Below are 18,259 nucleotides of genomic sequence, written 5' to 3' on the forward strand. Positions count from 1 at the left end.
CCTTACAGCGCCGATGGTACTGCAGGGGGGACCCTGTGGGAGAGTAGGACGCCGCCGAACAATTCTTGTGAAACCCCCGCATCTTCGGATGCGGGGGTTTTCTGCGTTTAGGCTCCATTCATGCGCTATGACCTCGTGATCTTCGACAATGACGGTGTGCTCGTCGACAGCGAGCCCATCTCCAACCGGTTGCTCGCGGCGTACCTCACCGAGCTGGGGCACCCCACCTCGTACGAGGAGTCCATTCGGGACTACATGGGGTCGGCCATGCACCGGATCCATGAGCTGGTGCTTGAGCGGACCGGGCAGCGGCTGCCGGAGAGCTTCGACGACGTCTTCCACGCGCGGGTGTTCGCGGCGTTCGAGCGGGAACTGGTGGCCGTGGCCGGGGCCTCCGATGTCCTGGAGAAGCTGACCGCGGACGGGGTGCCGTACTGTGTCGCCTCCTCCGGAAGCCATGAGCGGATCCGGGTGGGGCATCGGGCGACGGGGCTCGACCGGTGGTTCGACGAGGGCCGGATCTTCAGCTCGCAGGATGTGGGGCGAGGCAAGCCGGCCCCCGACCTGTTCCTGTACGCCGCCGAGCGGATGGGCGTGGCGCCCGGGCGGTGTGTCGTCGTGGAGGACAGTCCGCTGGGGGTGCGGGCGGCCATCGCGGCCGGCATGAACGTGCACGGGTTCACCGCCATGACACCGGCGGAGAAGCTCACCGGGGCCACGCACCTCTTCTCCGACATGGCGGAGTTGACCGACCTGCTCGTCTGAACTCTGTCAAGCGGAGGTCCGGACGATCGTTTCTGCCGACGCGGATCGCGGGGCGGCCGATGATGACCTGCGGCCCGCAAGCGGTTCCTGGTCGAGGACGCGACCGAAGAGGCCCTGGAGGTCGCGCCTGCCCTGGCCGCTTGAGCCCAACGACGGCGTAAGTGAGGGAAATTCATCTTTGGCTGGATCTACCCACGGGTAGGCCGGGGCCCTACGCTCGCCGCCATGACTGATGTGCTGCGGCGCGGCAGGGCCTCGCTGGCGTTCAGCTTCTTGGTGCAGGGAGTCGCCTTCGCTCTGCTCGTGACGAGGATCCCGGCCATCCAGGACCGGTACGGGGTCTCCGACGCGCTGCTGCCCGCGTTTCTGGCCGCGGTGCCGATCCTCGCCGGCATCGGGAGCGTGACCACCGAGCGGCTGGTGAAGCGGGTGCGGCCGAGCCTGCTGCTGCGGTGGTCCCAGCCGGTGGTGCTGCTGGCGCTGCTCGGCGTCGGGGCCGGAGAGCGGATGGTGGAGCTCGGGGTGGCGCTGGCGGCGTTCGGGCTCGCCGTCGGGGTGCTGGACGCGTCGATGAACATGCTCGGCGTGAGCCTGCAGCGGTCGTACGGGCGCAGCATCATGCTCAGCTTCCACGCGGCGTACAGCCTGGGCGGGATCGTCGGGGCGTCGCTGGCGTGGGTGGGGGCGCACTGGCAGCTGGCGTTGTGGGTGTCGTATCTGCCGGTCGTGCTGGTGCTGCTGCCGGCCGTGCTGGTGGGGAGCCGGTGGTATGTCGACGACCGGGACGCGGCGCCCGCGGGGGAGGAGAAGGCCGGGGAGGGGCAGGTGGTCGTCTTCAAGTGGCTGTTGCCGTTGTGTCTGGTGATGACGGTCGCGTACATCGGGGACTCGACGGTCTCCAACTGGAGTGCGAAGTACCTCCAGGACGTGCTGGGCAGCTCCGAGCAGATGGCGACCGTGCCGTACAACGTGTACATGGTCACCACGCTGCTGGGGCGGGCGATCGGGGACCTCGGGGTGCGGCGGTTCGGGGCCGTGGCGGTGGTGCGGGGCGGGGCGCTGGTGGCGGCGGGCGGGTTCGCCGTGGTGGCCGTGGCGCCGGGGGCGTGGTTCGGGATGCTGGGGTTCACGCTGCTGGGCCTGGGATTGTGCGTGCTGGTGCCGCAGACGTTCGCGGCGGCGGGCAGGCTGTTCCCCGGGGCTTCGGATGCGGCTGTCGCGCGACTGAATGTCTTCAACTATGTGGGGTTTTTGATCGGTTCGCCGTTGGTCGGGGTGCTCGGGGATCTGTGGAGCTATCGGGGGGCCATGCTCGTGCCGATGGTGTTGGTGCTGGTGACGCTGGTGTACGCCCGGTCGTTCGCGGCTCAACCGGACCGATACGGTGGCGGGCATGAGCGGCCGCGCACAGCTGATGTGGGACGAGGCAGTAACGGGCTATGACTTCGGTCCGGGTCATCCGATGGACCCGGTCCGGCTCGCCCTGACCCGGGGACTGGTCGGCGCCTTCGGGCTGGACCGTGAGGTGGAGGTCGTCGCCGCGAAGGCGGCCGGGGAGTCGACGCTGCGGCTCGTCCACCGGGAGGACTACATCAGGGCCGTGAAGGCGGCCTCGGCGGACCCGGGGGCCGCGGACCAGTCGTACGGGCTGGGGACGATGGACGACCCGGCCTTCGCCGGGATGCACGAGGTGTCGGCGCTGATCGCCGGGCAGTCGGTGGGGGCGGCGGAGGCCGTGTGGCGGGGTGAGGCGCTGCACGCGGTGAACTTCGCGGGCGGGCTGCACCACGCCATGCCGGGCGGGGCCTCCGGGTTCTGCATCTACAACGACGCCTCGCTGGCCATCGCGCGGCTGCTGGAGCTCGGGGCCGAGCGGGTCGCGTACATCGACGTCGACGTGCATCACGGGGACGGGGTGCAGGCGGCGTTCTGGGAGGACCCGCGGGTGCTGACGATCTCCCTGCACGAACATCCCCGGACGCTGTTTCCGCAGACCGGGTGGCCGGAGGAGACCGGGGCGGACCGCGCGGAGGGTTCGGCGGTGAACGTGGCGCTGCCGGCCGGGACCGGGGACGCGGGGTGGCTGCGGGCGTTCCACGCGGTCGTGCCGGAGCTGATCGCGGACTTCCGGCCGCAGGTGCTGGTGACGCAGCACGGGGCCGACACGCACTTCGAGGACCCGCTGGCGCACCTGGCGGTGTCGCTGGACGCGCAGCGGGCGGTGCAGGTGGCCTGTCACGACCTGGCGCACGAGTACGCCGACGGGCGGTGGGTGGCCCTGGGCGGGGGTGGCTACGCCGTGGTGGACGTCGTGCCGCGGTCGTGGACGCATCTGGTCGCGATCGCGGCCGGCCGGGCCGTGGAGCCCGAGGCGATGATCCCCGAGGGCTGGCGGCAGGAAGTGTTCGCCAGGACGCGGCAGTTGGCCCCGGGCCGGATGACGGACGGGCGCTGGCCCGTCTCCTGGAGCGGCTGGGACGAGGGCTACGACCCGGCGGACCGGTTGGACCAGGCGGTGCTGGCGGCCCGGCGGGCGGTGTTCCCGCTGCGGGGACTGCTGGCCTGAGGTAGCGGGTCCCGCCGTAGGCCGACCGTGCGGTGTTCGCCGGTTCCCGGGACAGGCGCAGCGCCGATCACGCACGCTCTTCCTGTGCTGACCACCGAAGCCCTGCGCGCACATCTGGTGGGCGCACGGCTCGCCGGAACCGTGGCGACCTCTCGCGAGGCCGGCCTGCGCAGTTACCGGCTCTTCGCCGCCCGGGACCCTCGTGTGCTGCTCGGTATCGATCCCGAGAGGTCGTGGGGGGAGCGGGAGTTGATCGAGCTGATGGCGGACCGGTGCGGTGTTTCGGCCAATCCCCGACAGGTTTCCGGCCAGGACGTGATCGATCCGGAGCGTACCCTGGCGGCGCTGGACGCCTTCGCGGAACGCCTCGCCGAGGCCGCCCGGCGCCGTGCCCCCGTGCTCCTCGGCACCGGGCACCCGCATGCCCTGCTCGGTTTCTACGTCGCTCTGGCAGACGCGCTGTCGGCGGCGGGATGTACCGTCCTCACTCTCGCGCAGGGTCGTCGTGTCGACATAACGACCCGGTTCGGCCTACGCACGTACAACCTCGACTACGTACGAGGAGTCGCGCTGGTGCGGACCTCGGGAACGGAACGCCCCGGTTGTGAGCCCGGCGCACATACGCACTCACCTCTCCCGGTTCGTACCGTACTGGCCGCTTGTGCGGAGGCCGGCGGCCCTCTTCCCGAGCTGGTGATCGGGGACCACGGGTGGGTCTGCGGAGCAGGTCAGCTGGGGTTCGAGGCCATCGGGCCGGCCGATACGAACGACCCGGCGCTGTTCGTGGGAGAGGCCGAGGGGTCCGTGTCCGTCGTCGTTCCGCTTGATGACGGCGTGCGGTCTGATTACTACCTGCCGCTTACCCGCTACGTACTCAATCGGGCGTGTCTGTCACAGTAGGCCGCCGATGGGTGCACCTCTTCCCCACTCGCATCACTGGCCCCTACATTGGGGAGTGAGCACGCAGCGACGAAGAGTCACCGGAAGGGGAAGCCGGTGGCCGTCGAGTGCGGAAGGTTCAGGTGTGTCATGGCTGCAGCTGGCGAGAGGCCTCTGAACGAGGTTCAGTTCCTTACCGTGGCGGAAGTCGCCTCGGTGATGCGAGTGTCGAAGATGACCGTGTACCGACTGGTGCACAGCGGTCATCTGCCCGCGATCCGTGTGGGGCGGTCCTTCCGCGTCCCGGAGCAAGCGGTTCACGAGTACCTCCGCGAGAGCTACGTGGGGGTGGAAACCGCCTGACGGCAGGGCCGGGGGGATCCCTCACAGGGCACATCGGGATCCCCCCGGCCTCCTCGATTACGACCTCAGCGCTCGGACGGGTAGGCTGACCCCTCGTAGGTCGTATGGGCCCATGGCGCCCAAACACCGAGTGATGAGAAGTGAGCGAGGGTAGTCGTGGGCTCTGTTATCAAGAAGCGGCGCAAGCGGATGGCGAAGAAGAAGCACCGCAAGCTGCTCAAGCGCACGCGCGTTCAGCGTCGTAACAAGAAGTAGGTTCGCGACGCGGACGCCGCGAGAGCGTTGCTGTGGCCCCCCACCACCGGTGGGGGGCCACACGCATATGCCCTCCCACCTCCGGTCGACTCCGGTCACTTCACGCATCAGGCGGTCATCACAGCGCAACGACGAACCGCTAAGTTGGCCCCACGGGGGAACCCGGCGGAACAAGAGGTTCTGGAAGGAAGGCGCTGATCTTGGGCAAGGTCGTGCTCGTGACCGGAGTGGCGCGCCAGCTGGGGGGCCGGTTCGTCCGGCGGATCCAGCGGGACCCCGAGGTGGACCGGGTCGTCGCCGTGGACGCGGTGTCGCCCGAGCACCATCTGGGCGGTGCGGACTTCATCCAGGCCGACATCCGGCAGCCCACCATCGCGCGCGTGCTCGCCGAGACGGGCGCCGACACGATCGTCCACCTGGACGTGACGGGCACGCCGCTGGGCAGCGGCAACCGGGCGTCCCTGAAGGAGAACAACGTCATCGGCACCATGCAGCTGCTCGGTGCCTGCCAGAAGTCCCCGGCCGTGCAGCGGCTGGTCGTCAAGTCCAGCACCAACGTCTACGGCTCCGCTCCCCGCGACCCGGCCGTCTTCACCGAGACGACCCCGCCCAAGTCCCTGCCCAGCGGCGGCTTCGCCAAGGACACCGTCGAGGTCGAGGGCTATGTCCGCGGCTTCGCGCGCCGCAGGCCCGATGTGGCCGTGTGCGTGCTGCGGTTCGCCAACATCCTGGGTCCGACCGCGGACACACCGCTCGCCTCGTACTTCGCGCTGCCGGTCCTGCCGACCGTGTTCGGCTACGACCCGCGGCTGCAGTTCGTGCACGAGGACGACGTGATCGAGGTGCTGCGGATCGGCTCGCACGAGCCCCGCCGGGGCACGCTCAACAGCGGCACCTTCAACATCGCCGGCGACGGCGTGCTCCTGCTCTCCCAGTGCTCCCGGCGCCTGGGGCGCCCCACCGTGCCCCTGCTGCTCCCGGCCGTCACCTGGGCGGGCTCGCTGGTGCGTACGCTGGGTATGACGGACTTCTCGCCCGAGCAGATCCGGCTGCTCACCCACGGCCGGGTCGTGGCGACGGGCCAGATGCGCGAGACGCTGGGATTCCAGCCCAAGTACACGACCGCGGAGACGTTCGCGGACTTCGCCCGCAGCCAGGGCCCCGGCCTTCTTCCGCCGGAGGCCCTCGCGGGGGCCGTGGACCGGATCGCCGGCCTGCCACTCGCGGGCGGCGGACACTCCCCGACGCAGAGCGCCAACTGAGGAGCGCATCAACGATGGCGGACGCCAAGGTCATTCCGTTCGACGACGACCGGTCCCGAGGGGGTGCCGCGCAGCGCCCCCAGCGGCGCCGGAGCGCCGGGAACCGCCGCCCGGGCACGGAGTCCGTGCCGGTCCGTGAGGTGCAGCCTCTGCACACCAGGGCGGTTCCGCAGGATGATGTTCCTGTGACTTCTGAGGAACAGCCGCCGGAGCCTGCCCGGGACGGCGACGGCGGGCTGGAACGGCGGATCGCGGGCGGCCTGGCCTTCCTGCGCCGCCGCCTCACCGGGGACTACGAGGTCGACGACTTCGGCTACGACCAGGAGCTCACCGACCAGGTCCTGATGTCCCTGCTGCGCCCGCTGTACGAGCAGTACTTCCGGGTCGAGGTGAAGGGCGTCGAGAACATCCCGTCCGAGGGCGGCGCGCTGATCGTCGCCAACCATTCCGGCACGCTGCCGATGGACGGGCTGATGATGCAGGTCGCCGTGCACGACAACCATCCGGCGGGTCGGCATCTGCGGCTGCTCGCCGCGGACCTGGTGTTCATGCTGCCGGTGGTCAACGAGCTGGCCCGCAAGCTCGGTCACACCCTGGCGTGCGCCGAGGACGCGGCACGGCTGCTGGAGCAGGGCGAAGTGGTCGGGGTGATGCCGGAGGGGTTCAAGGGCCTCGGCAAGCCCTTCGCGGACCGCTACAAGCTGCAGCGCTTCGGGCGCGGCGGTTTCGTCTCGACGGCTCTGCGCGCGGGGACGCCGATCGTGCCCTGCTCGATCGTCGGGGCGGAGGAGATCTACCCGATGATCGGCAACGCCAAGACGGTCGCGCGGCTGCTGGGCTTCCCGTACTTCCCGCTCACGCCCACGTTCCCGTGGCTCGGCCCGCTCGGGGCGATTCCGCTGCCGACCAAGTGGACGATCCAGTTCGGCGAGCCGATTCCCACGGACGGCTATCCGCCGGAGGCGGCCGAGGACCCGATGCTGATGTTCAACCTGACCGACCAGGTCAGGGAGCAGATCCAGCACACGCTGTACAAGCTGCTGGTGCAGCGGCGGTCGGTGTTCTTCTGACGCCGGGGTTCGTGGCAGCGCGCCGGTTGTTCGTGGCCGTCCGACGGAGTCGGGCGCGGCTGTCCGAGGCCTGCGAAGCGGTGCGAGGGCGGCGGACAGCAGGGGCCGAGCTGCTGGTGCGGCGGCGGCCGGTGTTCTTCTGACTCTTCCGCGTACGACGTCGGGGGCGCCCCTCGGGCAAGGGGCGCCCCCGGCTCTCGCTGTGCGGCCGTCTAGTCCGCGTCCTCGCCGTCGATGCCCAGACCGGGCAGCAGTCCGGGCAGGAGCGGCGGGAGCGTCACGTCCGGCTCGGGGACCGGCGTGGTGCCCTCCGCGGACGGGGAGGTGCTCGCCTCGCTGTCCTTGTCCTTCGGCGGGTCGAGCAGGCCGCCGGTGTTGCCGCCGAGCAGGCCGTCGCTGTCGCTGCCGGAGCCGGCCGAGCGGCTGGGGCTGCCACTGCCGGTGCGGCCCTCGTCGCTGTGCTTGCCGCCGCTGTCGCTGGGGCGGGTCGAGCGGTCGCTGCCGGAGGAGCCGCTGGGGGCCGCCTCGGACGCGCCCTGCCGCTGGCCGTCGCCGCCGCTCGTGGCCGGGGGCTCGGGCAGGAGGGAACGCAGCGGGGCGACGTCTTCCTCTATGGCTTCGAACACCGAGGAGACCTGCGCGCTGACGTCCCCGAGCTGGACGGGAAGTCGCTCGCGCAGTTCCCCCCAGGCCTCGCGGTGGGAGCGGGAGAACGCGGACAGGGCCTGGATGGGGCCGAGTGAGTCCGGGTCGTGTTCGTACGCCTCGCTCAGCAGCCGGTGGCCCTCCGACGCGTCGTGCCGCATGCCGGACAGGGCGCGGCGGATCTCGCCGAGGGACTCGTGGTCCAGGGGGCCGCTGCGGCCGCGCTCCATCAGGCGCCGGGCTTCGCTGAGGCGGGTGGAGGCGTGGTCGAGGTAGACCCGGCCGCGCTCGTCCGCTCCGTCGGCAAAGCCGAGCTTGACGTCCTCGATGCCGCGCTTGAGGCCGTAGAGCGAATCACCGGGCAGGGCGTCCGAGCTGGCGGCGGAGACTCCGCCGAAGGCGCTCGCGGCCACGCCGACACTGAGTCCGCCCGCGGTGAGGCCCTTGGCGAGCCGGGAACGCGGCCGGAACTTCTTCAGCGAACTCGCGCGGTGAGCGCCACGGGTCCGGGAGCGCTGCTCGGGGACCGCGCGGTCCGTCGCCCCGCCGCCCACGGTGCCCTCCTGCAGCATGGCCTCGAACGCGGCCACCAGCTGGGCCCGCTGGACGACCTTGACCTCCGGGTCGAGCTCCGGCTTGGGCAACGCGGCGAGACCCGAGGCCAGCGCCAGATGGCGGGCCTGTTCGCTCGATGCCGCGACTGCCGGGGCCGGTGCCGATCCTTCGGGCTGCTCGGCCGCCGTGCCCTGCTCGGACTGCTCCTCCAGGGCCTGGGCGAAGGCGTTCGCCCGCCGGTGCGCCGATACGTTCGCGATCACTGGCGGCACCTCCTCTCGTCATCACGGTCGACTCCCCAGGGGGTCCTGAGGGTTGCACACCCTGACCACGACCACACGATCGAGTGATCGGAGTCGGCCAGGGGGTGACCACAGGGAGCCTGCATCCCGCACAACGAGCGGCGTGGCACTTGGGTTACGGACCACGGCTGATCGGATGCCGAAGTCAACGGACTTTCACGAAGCGTGAGTTGGGTGTCGCCGTCTGTGCGGGGCGGTCAGCGGGCGTCTTCCGGGAGGAGCCGGGCGAGGGTGCGGACGGCCCGGTACTGGAGGGTCTTGATGGCGCCCTCGTTCTTGCCCATCACCCGGGCGGTCTCGGCCACGGAGAGGCCCTGGAGGAAGCGGAGCGTCACGCACTCCTGCTGCTGGGGGTTGAGCCGCCGTACGGCGTCGAGCAGGGCGGCGTTGGAGAGGGACTCCAGGACGGAGTCCTCGGGGGAGCGCTCGACCTCGTTGGCGTCGAGCATCTCGCCGGTGGTGACCTCGAGGCGGAAGCGGCTGGACTTGAAGTGGTCCGCGACGAGGTTGCGGGCGATGGTGACGAGCCAGGCGCCGAAGTCACGGCCCTGCCAGGTGAAGGTGCCGATGCGGCGCAGGGCACGCAGAAAGGTCTCGCTGGTGAGGTCCTCGGCGGTCGCCTTTCCTCCGACCCGGTAGTAGATGTACCGGTAGACGGTGTCGCTGTACTGGTCGTAGAGACGGCCGAAGGCGTCGGACTCGCCCGCCTGGGCACGCTCCACGAGATCCATCATCCGGGCGCTGTCGCTGTCAGCGGCAGGCCGGCGTGCGGTGGCCGCGCCGGACGGGCGCCCTCGTCTGCCGACCGCGGCGCTGCCGTCGGCCAGTGCGTAGCAAGGGCCTACGGGCGCGGCGGTGGCGAATGCGGGGACGGCGTACGCGGTGGGGACGAAGCCGCGCAACAGGTCTTGGACCGTTGCACGCAGCGTAGCCAGGCCCGAGGCGTCAACCCCGACGTGTGGGTACACGGGACTCCCAGAGGCAGAGCTTCCATCACGAGCAGTGCGGGACCTTTCACCCGTCGTAGCGACGGAGGGGTACCGGATTGCGTCTGAGGAGAATAACGCTTCGTGTAGGCACTGCTACACCGAGTTGCTCAAATCATCGATTACGTCGCTTCCGTAACCGATTGACGCCGAATCAAGTGCCGGAGTGTGAACGCTTGTTGATTGAAACGGTTCGGATTGCTGCTGAGTCCGGGGCGTGTTGTGGCCGTGTGCAGCCAAGAGGACTGGACACGAGGTTGTGGGGGTACGCCAGTTGGATTTACGGGGTTTGTCATCCCGCACACGATGGTGTCCCGGATTGATCGGATGGTCAGCGGCGGCGGCGGTGCAGGGCGATGGCGGCCGCCGTGCCGCCGGCGACCGCGCCGACGCCCGCCGCGGCCGGGATGCCGACCTTGGCCGCCTTGCGGCCCGTGCGGTAGTCGCGCAGGCGCCACTCCAGCCGGCGGGCGTGCTTGCGCAGCTTGCTGTCCGGGTTGATGGCGTACGGGTGGCCGACCAGCGACAGCATCGGGATGTCGTTGTGCGAGTCGCTGTAGGCGGCGCAGCGGCCGAGGTCCAGGCCCTCGGCGGCGGCCAGGGCGCGGACCGCCTCGGCCTTCGCGGGGCCGTGCAGCGGTTCGCCGACGAGCTTGCCGGTGTAGACGCCGTCGACGGACTCGGCGACCGTGCCGAGGGCGCCGGTCAGGCCGAGGCGGCGGGCGATGACCGTGGCGATCTCGACGGGGGCGGCCGTCACCAGCCACACCTTCTGGCCTGCGTCCAGGTGGGCCTGGGCGAGGGCGCGGGTGCCGGGCCAGATGCGCTCGGCCATGTACTCGTCGTAGATCTCCTCGCCGATCGACTGCAGTTCGGCGACGCGATGGCCCTTGACGATGGACAGGGCCGAGTCGCGGGCCTCCTGCATGTGCTCGGGATCCTCGACCCCGGCGAGGCGGAACCACGCCTGCTGCCAGGCGAACTTCGCGAGGTCGCGCGTCTCGAAGAACTTCCGCTTGTGCAGGCCGCGGCCGAAGTGGAAGAGGGCGGCGCCCTGCATGACGGTGTTGTCCAGGTCGAAGAAGGCGGCGGCCCGGTCGTCGCCGTGGACCGGGAACTGCGGTTCCTCGGTCGAGCCGGCGACCTCTTGTGAGGACTTGCGTGCTGCCTCCGCCGAGGCCTCGCCTGCCAAAACGCTCCGCGCCGTGGCGGAGCGCCTACGGGGAGTGAGCCATCCGAGAGCGGCCATGGCGTGAGCATAGCCATTCTGTTCGGTGGTTCCGGAGCCGAGAGGTTGGGACCGTGTGAACTCTCGGCAAGCGTGTCGTCGAAGATGCCCCGTGCGGCGGATGCGGGTTGGCGCGCCTCCTGGCGCTTTCGCGAGGGTTCCGCTTGGCCGCGGGCGCGGGACAATGGCCGACATGAGTCCCCTCTTCCGTCGCAGGCCCCCTCGGGACCGGCTCGTCACCCTGATCCGCAAGCCCGGCTGTCATCTGTGTGATGACGCACAGGTCGTTGTGGAGAAGGTGTGCGGTGATCTCGGAGTCCCCTGGGAGCAGAAGGACATCACCGAGGATCGGGAACTGCACGACCAGTACTGGGAGCAGATCCCGGTCGTGCTGGTGGACGGCCGCCAGCACACGTTCTGGCGCGTGAACGAGGAGCGCCTGCGCAAGGCGCTGACCGACTGATCCCACCCCGTGAGCGACTGACCGATCAGTCCAAAGAGGCCGCCGGGTCGCTTAGGATCGATGGTGACTTGGTCTCGGGGGCGGGATTCGCTGAGGAGAGTGTGCGGTTTTGCCCCCGAAAGACAAGGAACGGTGGTGCGTATGCGCCGGTTCCCTGCGCGTGCGCCGGGGGCGCGTGACCCCGGTCACGTTGGCCGGGCAAATCGGACACCATCTTTGTGCACGCGTTCACAAAGACATAGCCTGCATTCGACGGGGCGGTCATGTAGGGACGTATGACCGCCTACAGCCCCGCTCTACCCGCAGGAGCACCGTGGCAACTGGCCGAACTCACCGACCGGCGACCCGCAGCCGAGGGATTCCCGAGGCCACCGTCGCCCGGCTTCCGCTGTACCTCCGCGCTCTGACCGCGTTGTCGGAGCGCTCGGTTCCCACGGTCTCCTCCGAGGAGCTCGCGGCCGCCGCGGGGGTCAACTCCGCGAAGCTGCGCAAGGACTTCTCCTACCTCGGGTCGTACGGGACCAGGGGTGTCGGCTACGACGTCGAGTATCTCGTGTACCAGATCTCCCGCGAACTGGGGCTCACCCAGGACTGGCCGGTCGTGATCGTCGGTATCGGTAACCTCGGCGCCGCCCTCGCCAACTACGGCGGTTTCGCCTCCCGCGGGTTTCGGGTCGCCGCGCTGATCGACGCCGATCCGGCCATGGCCGGCAAGCCCGTCGCCGGGATCCCGGTGCAGCACTCCGACGACCTGGAGAAGATCATCCAGGACAACGGCGTGTCGATCGGTGTCATCGCCACTCCCGCCGGTGCCGCCCAGGCGGTCTGCGACCGGCTCGTGGCCGCCGGTGTCACCTCCATCCTGAACTTCGCGCCGACCGTGCTGTCCGTGCCGGACGGCGTCGACGTGCGCAAGGTCGACCTCTCCATCGAACTGCAGATCCTCGCCTTCCACGAGCAGCGCAAGGCCGGCGAGGAGGCCGCGAACGCCGACGGCGCCCTGCCGCCCGCCGCCGCCCGCAGTGACTCCGCCGACCAGGGGCCCGAGGGGGACATGCCCGCCGTGATGCCGGCATGAGTCTCCTCGTCGTCGGACTGAGCCACCGCAGCGCCCCGGTCAGCGTGCTGGAGCGGGCCGCGCTGCCCGCGGACGCGCAGGTCAAGCTGCTCCAGGACACGGTCGCCGCCGAACCGGCCTCCGAGGCCGCGGTGCTCGCCACCTGCAACCGCATCGAGCTCTACGCCGACGTGGACAAGTTCCACGCCGGTGTCGCCGAGCTGTCCACGCTGCTCGCCCAGCACAGCGGGGTCGGCCTGGAGGAGCTCACCCCCTATCTCTACGTGCACTACGAGGACCGGGCCGTCCACCACCTGTTCTCGGTGGCCTGCGGCCTGGAGTCGATGGTCGTCGGCGAGGGGCAGATCCTCGGCCAGATCAAGGACTCCCTGGCCCGGGCGCAGGACCTGCACTCCGCCGGCCGCCTCCTGAACGACCTGTTCCAGCAGGCGCTCAGGGTCGGCAAGCGCGCCCACACCGAGACCGGCATCGACCGCGCCGGCCAGTCCCTGGTCACCTTCGGCCTGGAGCAGCTGGCCCGGGGCGGCGACGTACAGCAGTGGGCCCGGGGCAAGAGGGCCCTGGTCATCGGGGCCGGGTCGATGTCCTCCCTGGCCGCGGCCACGCTCGCGCGGGCCGGTGTCGCCGAGATCGTCGTCGCCAACCGCACCGTGGACCGCGCCGAGCGTCTCGCCCAGATCCTCATGGAGGGCGACGACACGGACGTGGCGGCCCGCGCGATACCGATGGAGTCGGTACCGGCCGAGCTGACACGTGCCGACGTCGCCGTCTCGTGCACCGGCGCGACGGGCCTGGTCCTGACGGCCGAGTCGGTCACGGACGCGGTCGAGGGGCGTACGCCCGCGCCGCGGGCCGTGCCCGGCAAGGACGGACCGGGGGCGCCGGGCGGCGAGTCCGGCTCCGCGGCCGGGCCCGGCGCGCAGCGGGGCGGTGCTCCGGGCACCGGCCTCGGCGGCGAGGACGGCTGTCCGCTGGAGCTGTCCTCGGTGCAGGGCACCGCCGGATTCTCCGTGCTGGGCGAGGCCGCCGTGGCCGGAATGGCCGCCGCCGACCTGGAGCAGCACGCGGCCTGGGTGGACAACGGCACGGTGGGCGGCGACCGGCGTGCGGGCGGCCCGGCCCGGCCGGGAACGGCCGGCACGCTCGACCCGGCCGCGGACACCGACGCCATCGCCGCGCTCGCCGCGACCGTGGCCACCGTCGGGCGCATCCCCGAGCGGCGCCGGCCCGAGCCGGTCGAGGAGCCGCAACGGCCCGAGCCCGTGCTCTTCCTGCTGGACCTGGCGATGCCGCGCGACATCGACGCGGCCGTGCACCGGCTGGGCGGGGTGCGGCTGGTGGACATCGAATCGCTGGCGGAGGCCTCCGCGGGCGCTCCGATGGCTGCCGATGTGGACCAGGTCCGGCGTATCGTCTCCGACGAGGTCGCGGCGTTCGGGGCAGCACTGCGGGCCGCGCACATCACACCGACCGTGGTCGCCCTGCGCACCATGGCCGCCGATGTCGTGGCCGGCGAGATCGCCCGGCTGGACGGGCGGCTTCCCGGTCTCGACGACAAACACCGAGCGGAGATCACTCAGACCGTGCGGCGCGTGGTCGACAAACTGCTCCACGCGCCGACCGTGCGGGTCAAGCAACTCGCGGCCGAACCCGGCGGCGCCGGGTACGCGGACGCGCTGCGGACCCTGTTCGACCTCGACCCCGAGACGGTTGCCGCCGTCTCCCGGGCCGAGGACAGCACCACCGAGAAAGACCGAGGGCCGGCATGAACGACAAGACGCTGAGGCTCGGTACCCGGCGCAGCAGGCTCGCCATGGCCCAGTCCGGGCAGGTGGCCGAGGCCGTGAGCCGGGTGACCGGGCGGCCCGTCGAGCTCGTCGAGATCACCACGTACGGCGATGTCTCGCGTGAGGCGCTCGCCCAGATCGGCGGCACCGGCGTGTTCGTCACCGCCCTGCGCGACGCGCTGCTCAAGGGCGAGGTCGACTTCGCGGTGCACTCGCTGAAGGACCTGCCGACCACACAACCCGACGACCTGGTCGTGGCCGCCGTGCCCGTCCGGGAGGACCCGCGGGACGTGATCGTCGCCCGGGACGCGCTGAAGTTCACCGACCTGCCCTCCGGGGCGCGCATCGGTACGGGCTCGCCGCGCCGCATGGCGCAGCTCAACGCGTACGCCCGCAGCCACGGGCTGGACATAGCGACGGTTCCGATCCGCGGCAACGTCGACACCCGCATCGGGTTCGTGCGCAGCGGAGAGCTCGACGCCGTCGTGCTGGCCGCCGCCGGGCTGAACCGGATCGGCCGCGGTGACGAGGTGACCGACTTCCTGTCGGTCGACACGGTTTTGCCCGCCCCCGGCCAGGGGGCCCTGGCGATCGAGTGCACCGCGGCCAACGCGGACCTCGTCGCCGCGCTCGCCGAACTCGACGACCCGTTCACGCGGATCGCCGTGACGGCCGAGCGATCACTGCTCGCCGCCCTGGAGGCCGGTTGCAGCGCCCCTGTGGGTGCGTTGGCCGACCTTTTGGCCGACGGGCAGATTGTCAAGGAAATGCGCCTGCGCGCCGTCGTCGGCACCACCGACGGCACGCGCATGGTGCAGCTGTCCACCACCGGTCCCGTGCCCGAGACGCACGACGGGGCAATGGCGCTCGGTCGCGAACTCGCGGCCGAGATGCTCGCCCAGGGCGCGGCCGGTCTGATGGGGGAGCGAGCACAGTGAGCCCCACCGCCCTTTCCGCCGGTCCCGACCACGGGCACGTCACCTTCCTGGGTGCCGGACCCGGAGATCCGGGACTGCTGACCTTGCGCGCCGTCGAGGCGCTGGCGCACGCGGACGTCCTCGTCGCCGAGCACGAGGTGCTCGACGTCGTACGTCAGCACGCCAGGCAGGGCGTCTCCGAAGTGCACACGGACACGGATCCTTCCCAGGATCCGGCTCCGGGCACAGGAGCGCCCCAGCTGACGGTAGTTGACGGCACGTCAACCACCGCGCCCGTCCCCGCGGTGCGGGATGCCGCACATCTTGTCATGGAGGCCGCGCGGGGCGGCAGGCGGGTCGTGCGTGCGGTGTCCGGTGACCCGGGCCTCGACACGTACGCCGCCGAGGAGATGCTGGCGTGCGTCGCCGCCGGGGTGCCCTTCGAGGTCGTCCCCGGTATCGCGAGCGCCGTCGGTGTGCCCGCCTACGCCGGTGTGCCGCTACGGGACGCGCAGGGCGCGGACGTGCGGTTCGTGGACGCGCGCACGGCGTCCGACCGGTGCTGGACGGAGGTCGGGGCGTCGGACGGCACGGTCGTCGTGTCCACGACGCTGGACTCCGTCGCCGCGGCGGCCGGCGAGTTGGTCTCCGCCGGACGCAAGCCGGACACCCCGATGACGGTCACCGTCGGCGGTACGACCACCCGGCAGCGCACCTGGACCGCCACGCTCGGTACGATCGCGCAGACGCTGAAGCAGGCCAAGGTGCTGCCCTCGCCCGACGGCGGCCGGCCGGTGATAGCCGTGGTCGGTGAGCGTTCCGCCGCCGCCCAGCGCGACCAGCTCGCGTGGTTCGAGTCCAAGCCGCTGTTCGGCTGGAAGGTGCTCGTGCCGCGGACGAAGGAGCAGGCGGCGTCGCTCTCCGACCAGCTGCGGTCGTACGGGGCCGTGCCGCACGAGGTGCCGACGATCGCCGTCGAGCCGCCGCGCACGCCCCAGCAGATGGAGCGCGCGGTCAAGGGACTCGTCACGGGCCGCTACGAGTGGATCGCCTTCACCTCGGTGAACGCGGTCAAGGCGGTGCGGGAGAAGTTCGAGGAGTACGGGCTCGACGCGCGTGCCTTCGCGGGCATCAAGGTCGCGGCCGTCGGCGAGCAGACGGCGAAGGCGCTGATCGCGTTCGGTGTGAAGCCGGACCTGGTGCCGAGCGGTGAGCAGTCGGCCGCCGGTCTGCTGGAGGACTGGCCGCCCTACGACCCGGTCTTCGACCCGATCGACAGAGTGTTCCTGCCGCGTGCCGACATCGCCACCGAGACGCTGGTGGCCGGGCTGATCGAGCTCGGCTGGGAGGTCGACGACGTCACGGCCTACCGGACCGTGCGGGCCTCGCCGCCGCCGGCGGAGACGCGTGAGGCGATCAAGGGCGGCGGGTTCGACGCCGTTCTCTTCACCTCGTCGTCGACCGTGCGGAACCTGGTCGGCATCGCCGGCAAGCCGCACAACGTCACCGTGATCGCCTGTATCGGCCCGGCCACGGCGAAGACCGCCGAGGAGCACGGGCTGCGGGTGGACGTGATGGCTCCCGAGCCGTCCGTCCACAAGCTGGCCGAAGCCCTGGCCGACTTCGGCGCGAAGCGGAGAGCTGCCGCTGTGGAGGCGGGGGATCCCGTGACGCGGCCGAGTGAGCGGCGGCCGGGGGCCCGGCGGCGGCGTTCGACGACGTAGTCCCGTCCGGTTCTGTCGCTGCGGCTACGCGGGAGTCACCGCGTGGCCGTAGCGCAGCAGGTCGGCGGGGTCGTAGGTGGCCTTGTCGTGGCGCAGGCGTGCGTAGACCTCGGGGGTCCAGGCGCGGGCGCGGTCCTGTTCGTCGCCCGGGGTGCCGTGGATGTTGACCATGGTGCGGCCCGTGCCGTACGGGGCCATGGCGGTGTAGAGGCGGCGCGTCGCCTGTTCGACGGCCTCGGCCACGGGCGGTGCGGGCATGATCCCGACCGACTCCATGAAGTAGCCGGCGTCCCGGGCGCAGACGGCGTCCTCGACGGCCGACGGGCGGGCCAGGGCGCCGCCCATGTGCCGCAGTGAGGCGACCAGCAGCGGGTGTTCCGCGCCGGCCGCCGGGCCGACCTGTTCCAGGAAGGTGCTCAGAGCGCCCGGGGGCAGGTCGCGCAGGAGCAGGCAGCACTCGCGTGCCGGGAGCGGGTCCTGGGGCTCCATGTGGATGCGGTCCAGGGCCGCGTGGTCCATCTCCTCGACCATGTCGACGGCCACGGGGGCGGCTGCGCGCAGCGGCGCGATCAGTGCCTCGCCCTCGGCCGGGTCGCCCGGCCAGGCGATCGCGACCCGGGCCCAGAAGCCGCCGCGCAGCGGCTCGGGGATCTGGGGAATGGGCGGCAGGCGCAATACCGAGAACATGCTGCACATCTCGTCGGGGACGGTGCGGGTCCAGTCCGTCCAGGCCCGCAGCAGGGTCTCGGTGTGTTCGGCGTGGCAGTGGATGCCGCCGCCGTACAGGCGGGGGAGCGGGAGCAGTTCGGTGATCAGTGAGGTCACCACGCCCACGTTGCCCTTGCCGCCGCGCAGTGCCCAGAACAGTTCCGGTTCGTGCCGGGGATCCGCCTCGCGCAGGCGCCCGTCCGCGGTGACGACCTGGAAGGAACGGACCAGTTCGGCGGCGAAGCCGTAGGCGCGGCCGAGGACCGGGAGTCCGCCGCCGAGGGTGTAGCCGATGACGCCCGCGTCGGTGGAGGTGCCGCACAGACCGGCCAGGCCGTGGGGTGCGGCCGCGGCCATGACATGACTCCACTTCGCGCCCGCGGCGACGGTGGCGGTGCGGGTGGTGGGGTCGACGTGGACGTCCGTCATGCGGGACGTGTTGATCAGCAGACCGTGCTCGATCGGGAAGTTCGCGCCGTGGCCGGTGGCCTGGACGGCGACGGGGGTGTGGGTTGCGGCGGCCCAGCGCATCGCGGTGACGATGTCGTCGGGGCCGGTCGCCCCGATGGCCACGTCGGGGGTGTGCAGGGAGGCCAGGTTGAAGCCGGTGACTTCGTCGGCGTAGCCGCGTTCGCCGGGGCGGACGACGGGGCCGTTGATCTCCGAGAGGGCGAAGAGGTCGGGCATGTGGTGGGGGGCGGTCATC

At 71.2% G+C, this 18,259-nt stretch carries 17 protein-coding genes; 13 read left to right on the forward strand and 4 right to left on the reverse strand.

Annotated elements, in window-relative coordinates; translation table 11 throughout:
- Positions 1-120 precede the first annotated feature (120 nt).
- The 8 genes from QNO09_RS29330 to QNO09_RS29365 all read left to right on the forward strand — a co-directional run bounded on the left by QNO09_RS29330 (position 121) and on the right by QNO09_RS29365 (position 7,160).
- On the forward strand, positions 121-765 hold the full coding sequence (locus QNO09_RS29330) for an HAD family hydrolase (protein ID WP_283973273.1): 645 nt from the start codon (positions 121-123) through the stop codon (positions 763-765).
- A 225-nt stretch (positions 766-990) separates the two neighbouring features.
- Complete coding sequence (locus QNO09_RS29335) at positions 991-2,208, forward strand: MFS transporter (RefSeq protein ID WP_283973274.1); 1,218 nt, start codon at positions 991-993, stop codon at positions 2,206-2,208.
- A complete protein-coding gene (locus tag QNO09_RS29340; RefSeq protein ID WP_283973275.1) occupies positions 2,159-3,331 on the forward strand; it encodes an acetoin utilization protein AcuC in 1,173 nt (390 codons plus the stop codon). The genes QNO09_RS29335 and QNO09_RS29340 overlap by 50 nt, the downstream gene beginning before the upstream one ends.
- An 84-nt stretch (positions 3,332-3,415) precedes the next feature.
- Positions 3,416-4,231, forward strand: a complete 816-nt coding sequence (locus tag QNO09_RS29345) for a phosphatase (RefSeq protein ID WP_283973276.1) — start codon at positions 3,416-3,418, stop codon at positions 4,229-4,231.
- Positions 4,232-4,360: 129 nt separating this feature from the next.
- Positions 4,361-4,573 (forward strand): helix-turn-helix domain-containing protein, encoded by a 213-nt coding sequence (locus QNO09_RS29350; RefSeq protein ID WP_004984898.1) that lies wholly within the window; start codon positions 4,361-4,363, stop codon positions 4,571-4,573.
- A gap of 156 nt (positions 4,574-4,729) precedes the next feature.
- Positions 4,730-4,828, forward strand: coding sequence for a 30S ribosomal protein bS22 (locus QNO09_RS29355; protein ID WP_003948845.1), 99 nt, complete (start codon positions 4,730-4,732; stop codon positions 4,826-4,828).
- A 200-nt stretch (positions 4,829-5,028) separates the two neighbouring features.
- Positions 5,029-6,090, forward strand: a complete 1,062-nt coding sequence (locus tag QNO09_RS29360; protein WP_283973277.1) for an NAD-dependent epimerase/dehydratase family protein — start codon at positions 5,029-5,031, stop codon at positions 6,088-6,090.
- 14 nt (positions 6,091-6,104) lie between these two features.
- Positions 6,105-7,160, forward strand: coding sequence for a lysophospholipid acyltransferase family protein (locus QNO09_RS29365; protein ID WP_283973278.1), 1,056 nt, complete (start codon positions 6,105-6,107; stop codon positions 7,158-7,160).
- Positions 7,161-7,372: 212 nt separating this feature from the next.
- Here the strand turns inward: QNO09_RS29365 and QNO09_RS29370 are convergent, their stop codons facing one another.
- The 3 genes from QNO09_RS29370 to QNO09_RS29380 all read right to left on the reverse strand — a co-directional run bounded on the left by QNO09_RS29370 (position 7,373) and on the right by QNO09_RS29380 (position 10,897).
- The gene (locus tag QNO09_RS29370) at positions 7,373-8,623 is read right to left on the reverse strand and encodes a DUF5667 domain-containing protein (RefSeq protein WP_283973279.1); all 1,251 of its coding nucleotides are present in this window, start codon (positions 8,621-8,623) and stop codon (positions 7,373-7,375) included.
- 236 nt (positions 8,624-8,859) lie between these two features.
- Positions 8,860-9,630, reverse strand: a complete 771-nt coding sequence (locus QNO09_RS29375) for an ECF subfamily RNA polymerase sigma factor, BldN family (RefSeq protein WP_030840376.1) — start codon at positions 9,628-9,630, stop codon at positions 8,860-8,862.
- A gap of 349 nt (positions 9,631-9,979) precedes the next feature.
- Positions 9,980-10,897, reverse strand: a complete 918-nt coding sequence (locus QNO09_RS29380; protein ID WP_283973280.1) for an HAD family hydrolase — start codon at positions 10,895-10,897, stop codon at positions 9,980-9,982.
- A gap of 172 nt (positions 10,898-11,069) precedes the next feature.
- Between QNO09_RS29380 and QNO09_RS29385 the strand changes: the two genes are divergently transcribed.
- The 5 genes from QNO09_RS29385 to QNO09_RS29405 all read left to right on the forward strand — a co-directional run bounded on the left by QNO09_RS29385 (position 11,070) and on the right by QNO09_RS29405 (position 16,845).
- Positions 11,070-11,339 carry a glutaredoxin family protein gene (locus QNO09_RS29385; RefSeq protein ID WP_283973281.1) on the forward strand — a complete coding sequence of 90 codons (270 nt, stop codon included), beginning with the start codon at positions 11,070-11,072 and terminating at the stop codon, positions 11,337-11,339.
- A gap of 313 nt (positions 11,340-11,652) precedes the next feature.
- Complete coding sequence (locus QNO09_RS29390; protein ID WP_283973282.1) at positions 11,653-12,417, forward strand: redox-sensing transcriptional repressor Rex; 765 nt, start codon at positions 11,653-11,655, stop codon at positions 12,415-12,417.
- The gene (locus tag QNO09_RS29395) at positions 12,414-14,186 is read left to right on the forward strand and encodes a glutamyl-tRNA reductase (RefSeq protein WP_283973283.1); all 1,773 of its coding nucleotides are present in this window, start codon (positions 12,414-12,416) and stop codon (positions 14,184-14,186) included. Before QNO09_RS29390 ends, QNO09_RS29395 begins: the two co-directional genes overlap by 4 nt.
- Positions 14,183-15,142, forward strand: a complete 960-nt coding sequence (gene hemC, locus QNO09_RS29400; RefSeq protein WP_283973284.1) for a hydroxymethylbilane synthase — start codon at positions 14,183-14,185, stop codon at positions 15,140-15,142. The genes QNO09_RS29395 and hemC overlap by 4 nt, the downstream gene beginning before the upstream one ends.
- Positions 15,139-16,845, forward strand: coding sequence for a bifunctional uroporphyrinogen-III C-methyltransferase/uroporphyrinogen-III synthase (locus QNO09_RS29405; protein WP_283973285.1), 1,707 nt, complete (start codon positions 15,139-15,141; stop codon positions 16,843-16,845). Before hemC ends, QNO09_RS29405 begins: the two co-directional genes overlap by 4 nt.
- A 24-nt stretch (positions 16,846-16,869) precedes the next feature.
- Here the strand turns inward: QNO09_RS29405 and QNO09_RS29410 are convergent, their stop codons facing one another.
- Entirely contained in the window at positions 16,870-18,258 is a 1,389-nt protein-coding gene (locus QNO09_RS29410; protein ID WP_283973286.1) for an FAD-binding oxidoreductase, read from the reverse strand.
- Between the last annotated feature and the right edge of the window lies 1 nt (position 18,259).

This window comes from Streptomyces sp. 378, assembly GCF_030124145.1.
Taxonomy (GTDB): Bacteria; Actinomycetota; Actinomycetes; order Streptomycetales; family Streptomycetaceae; genus Streptomyces.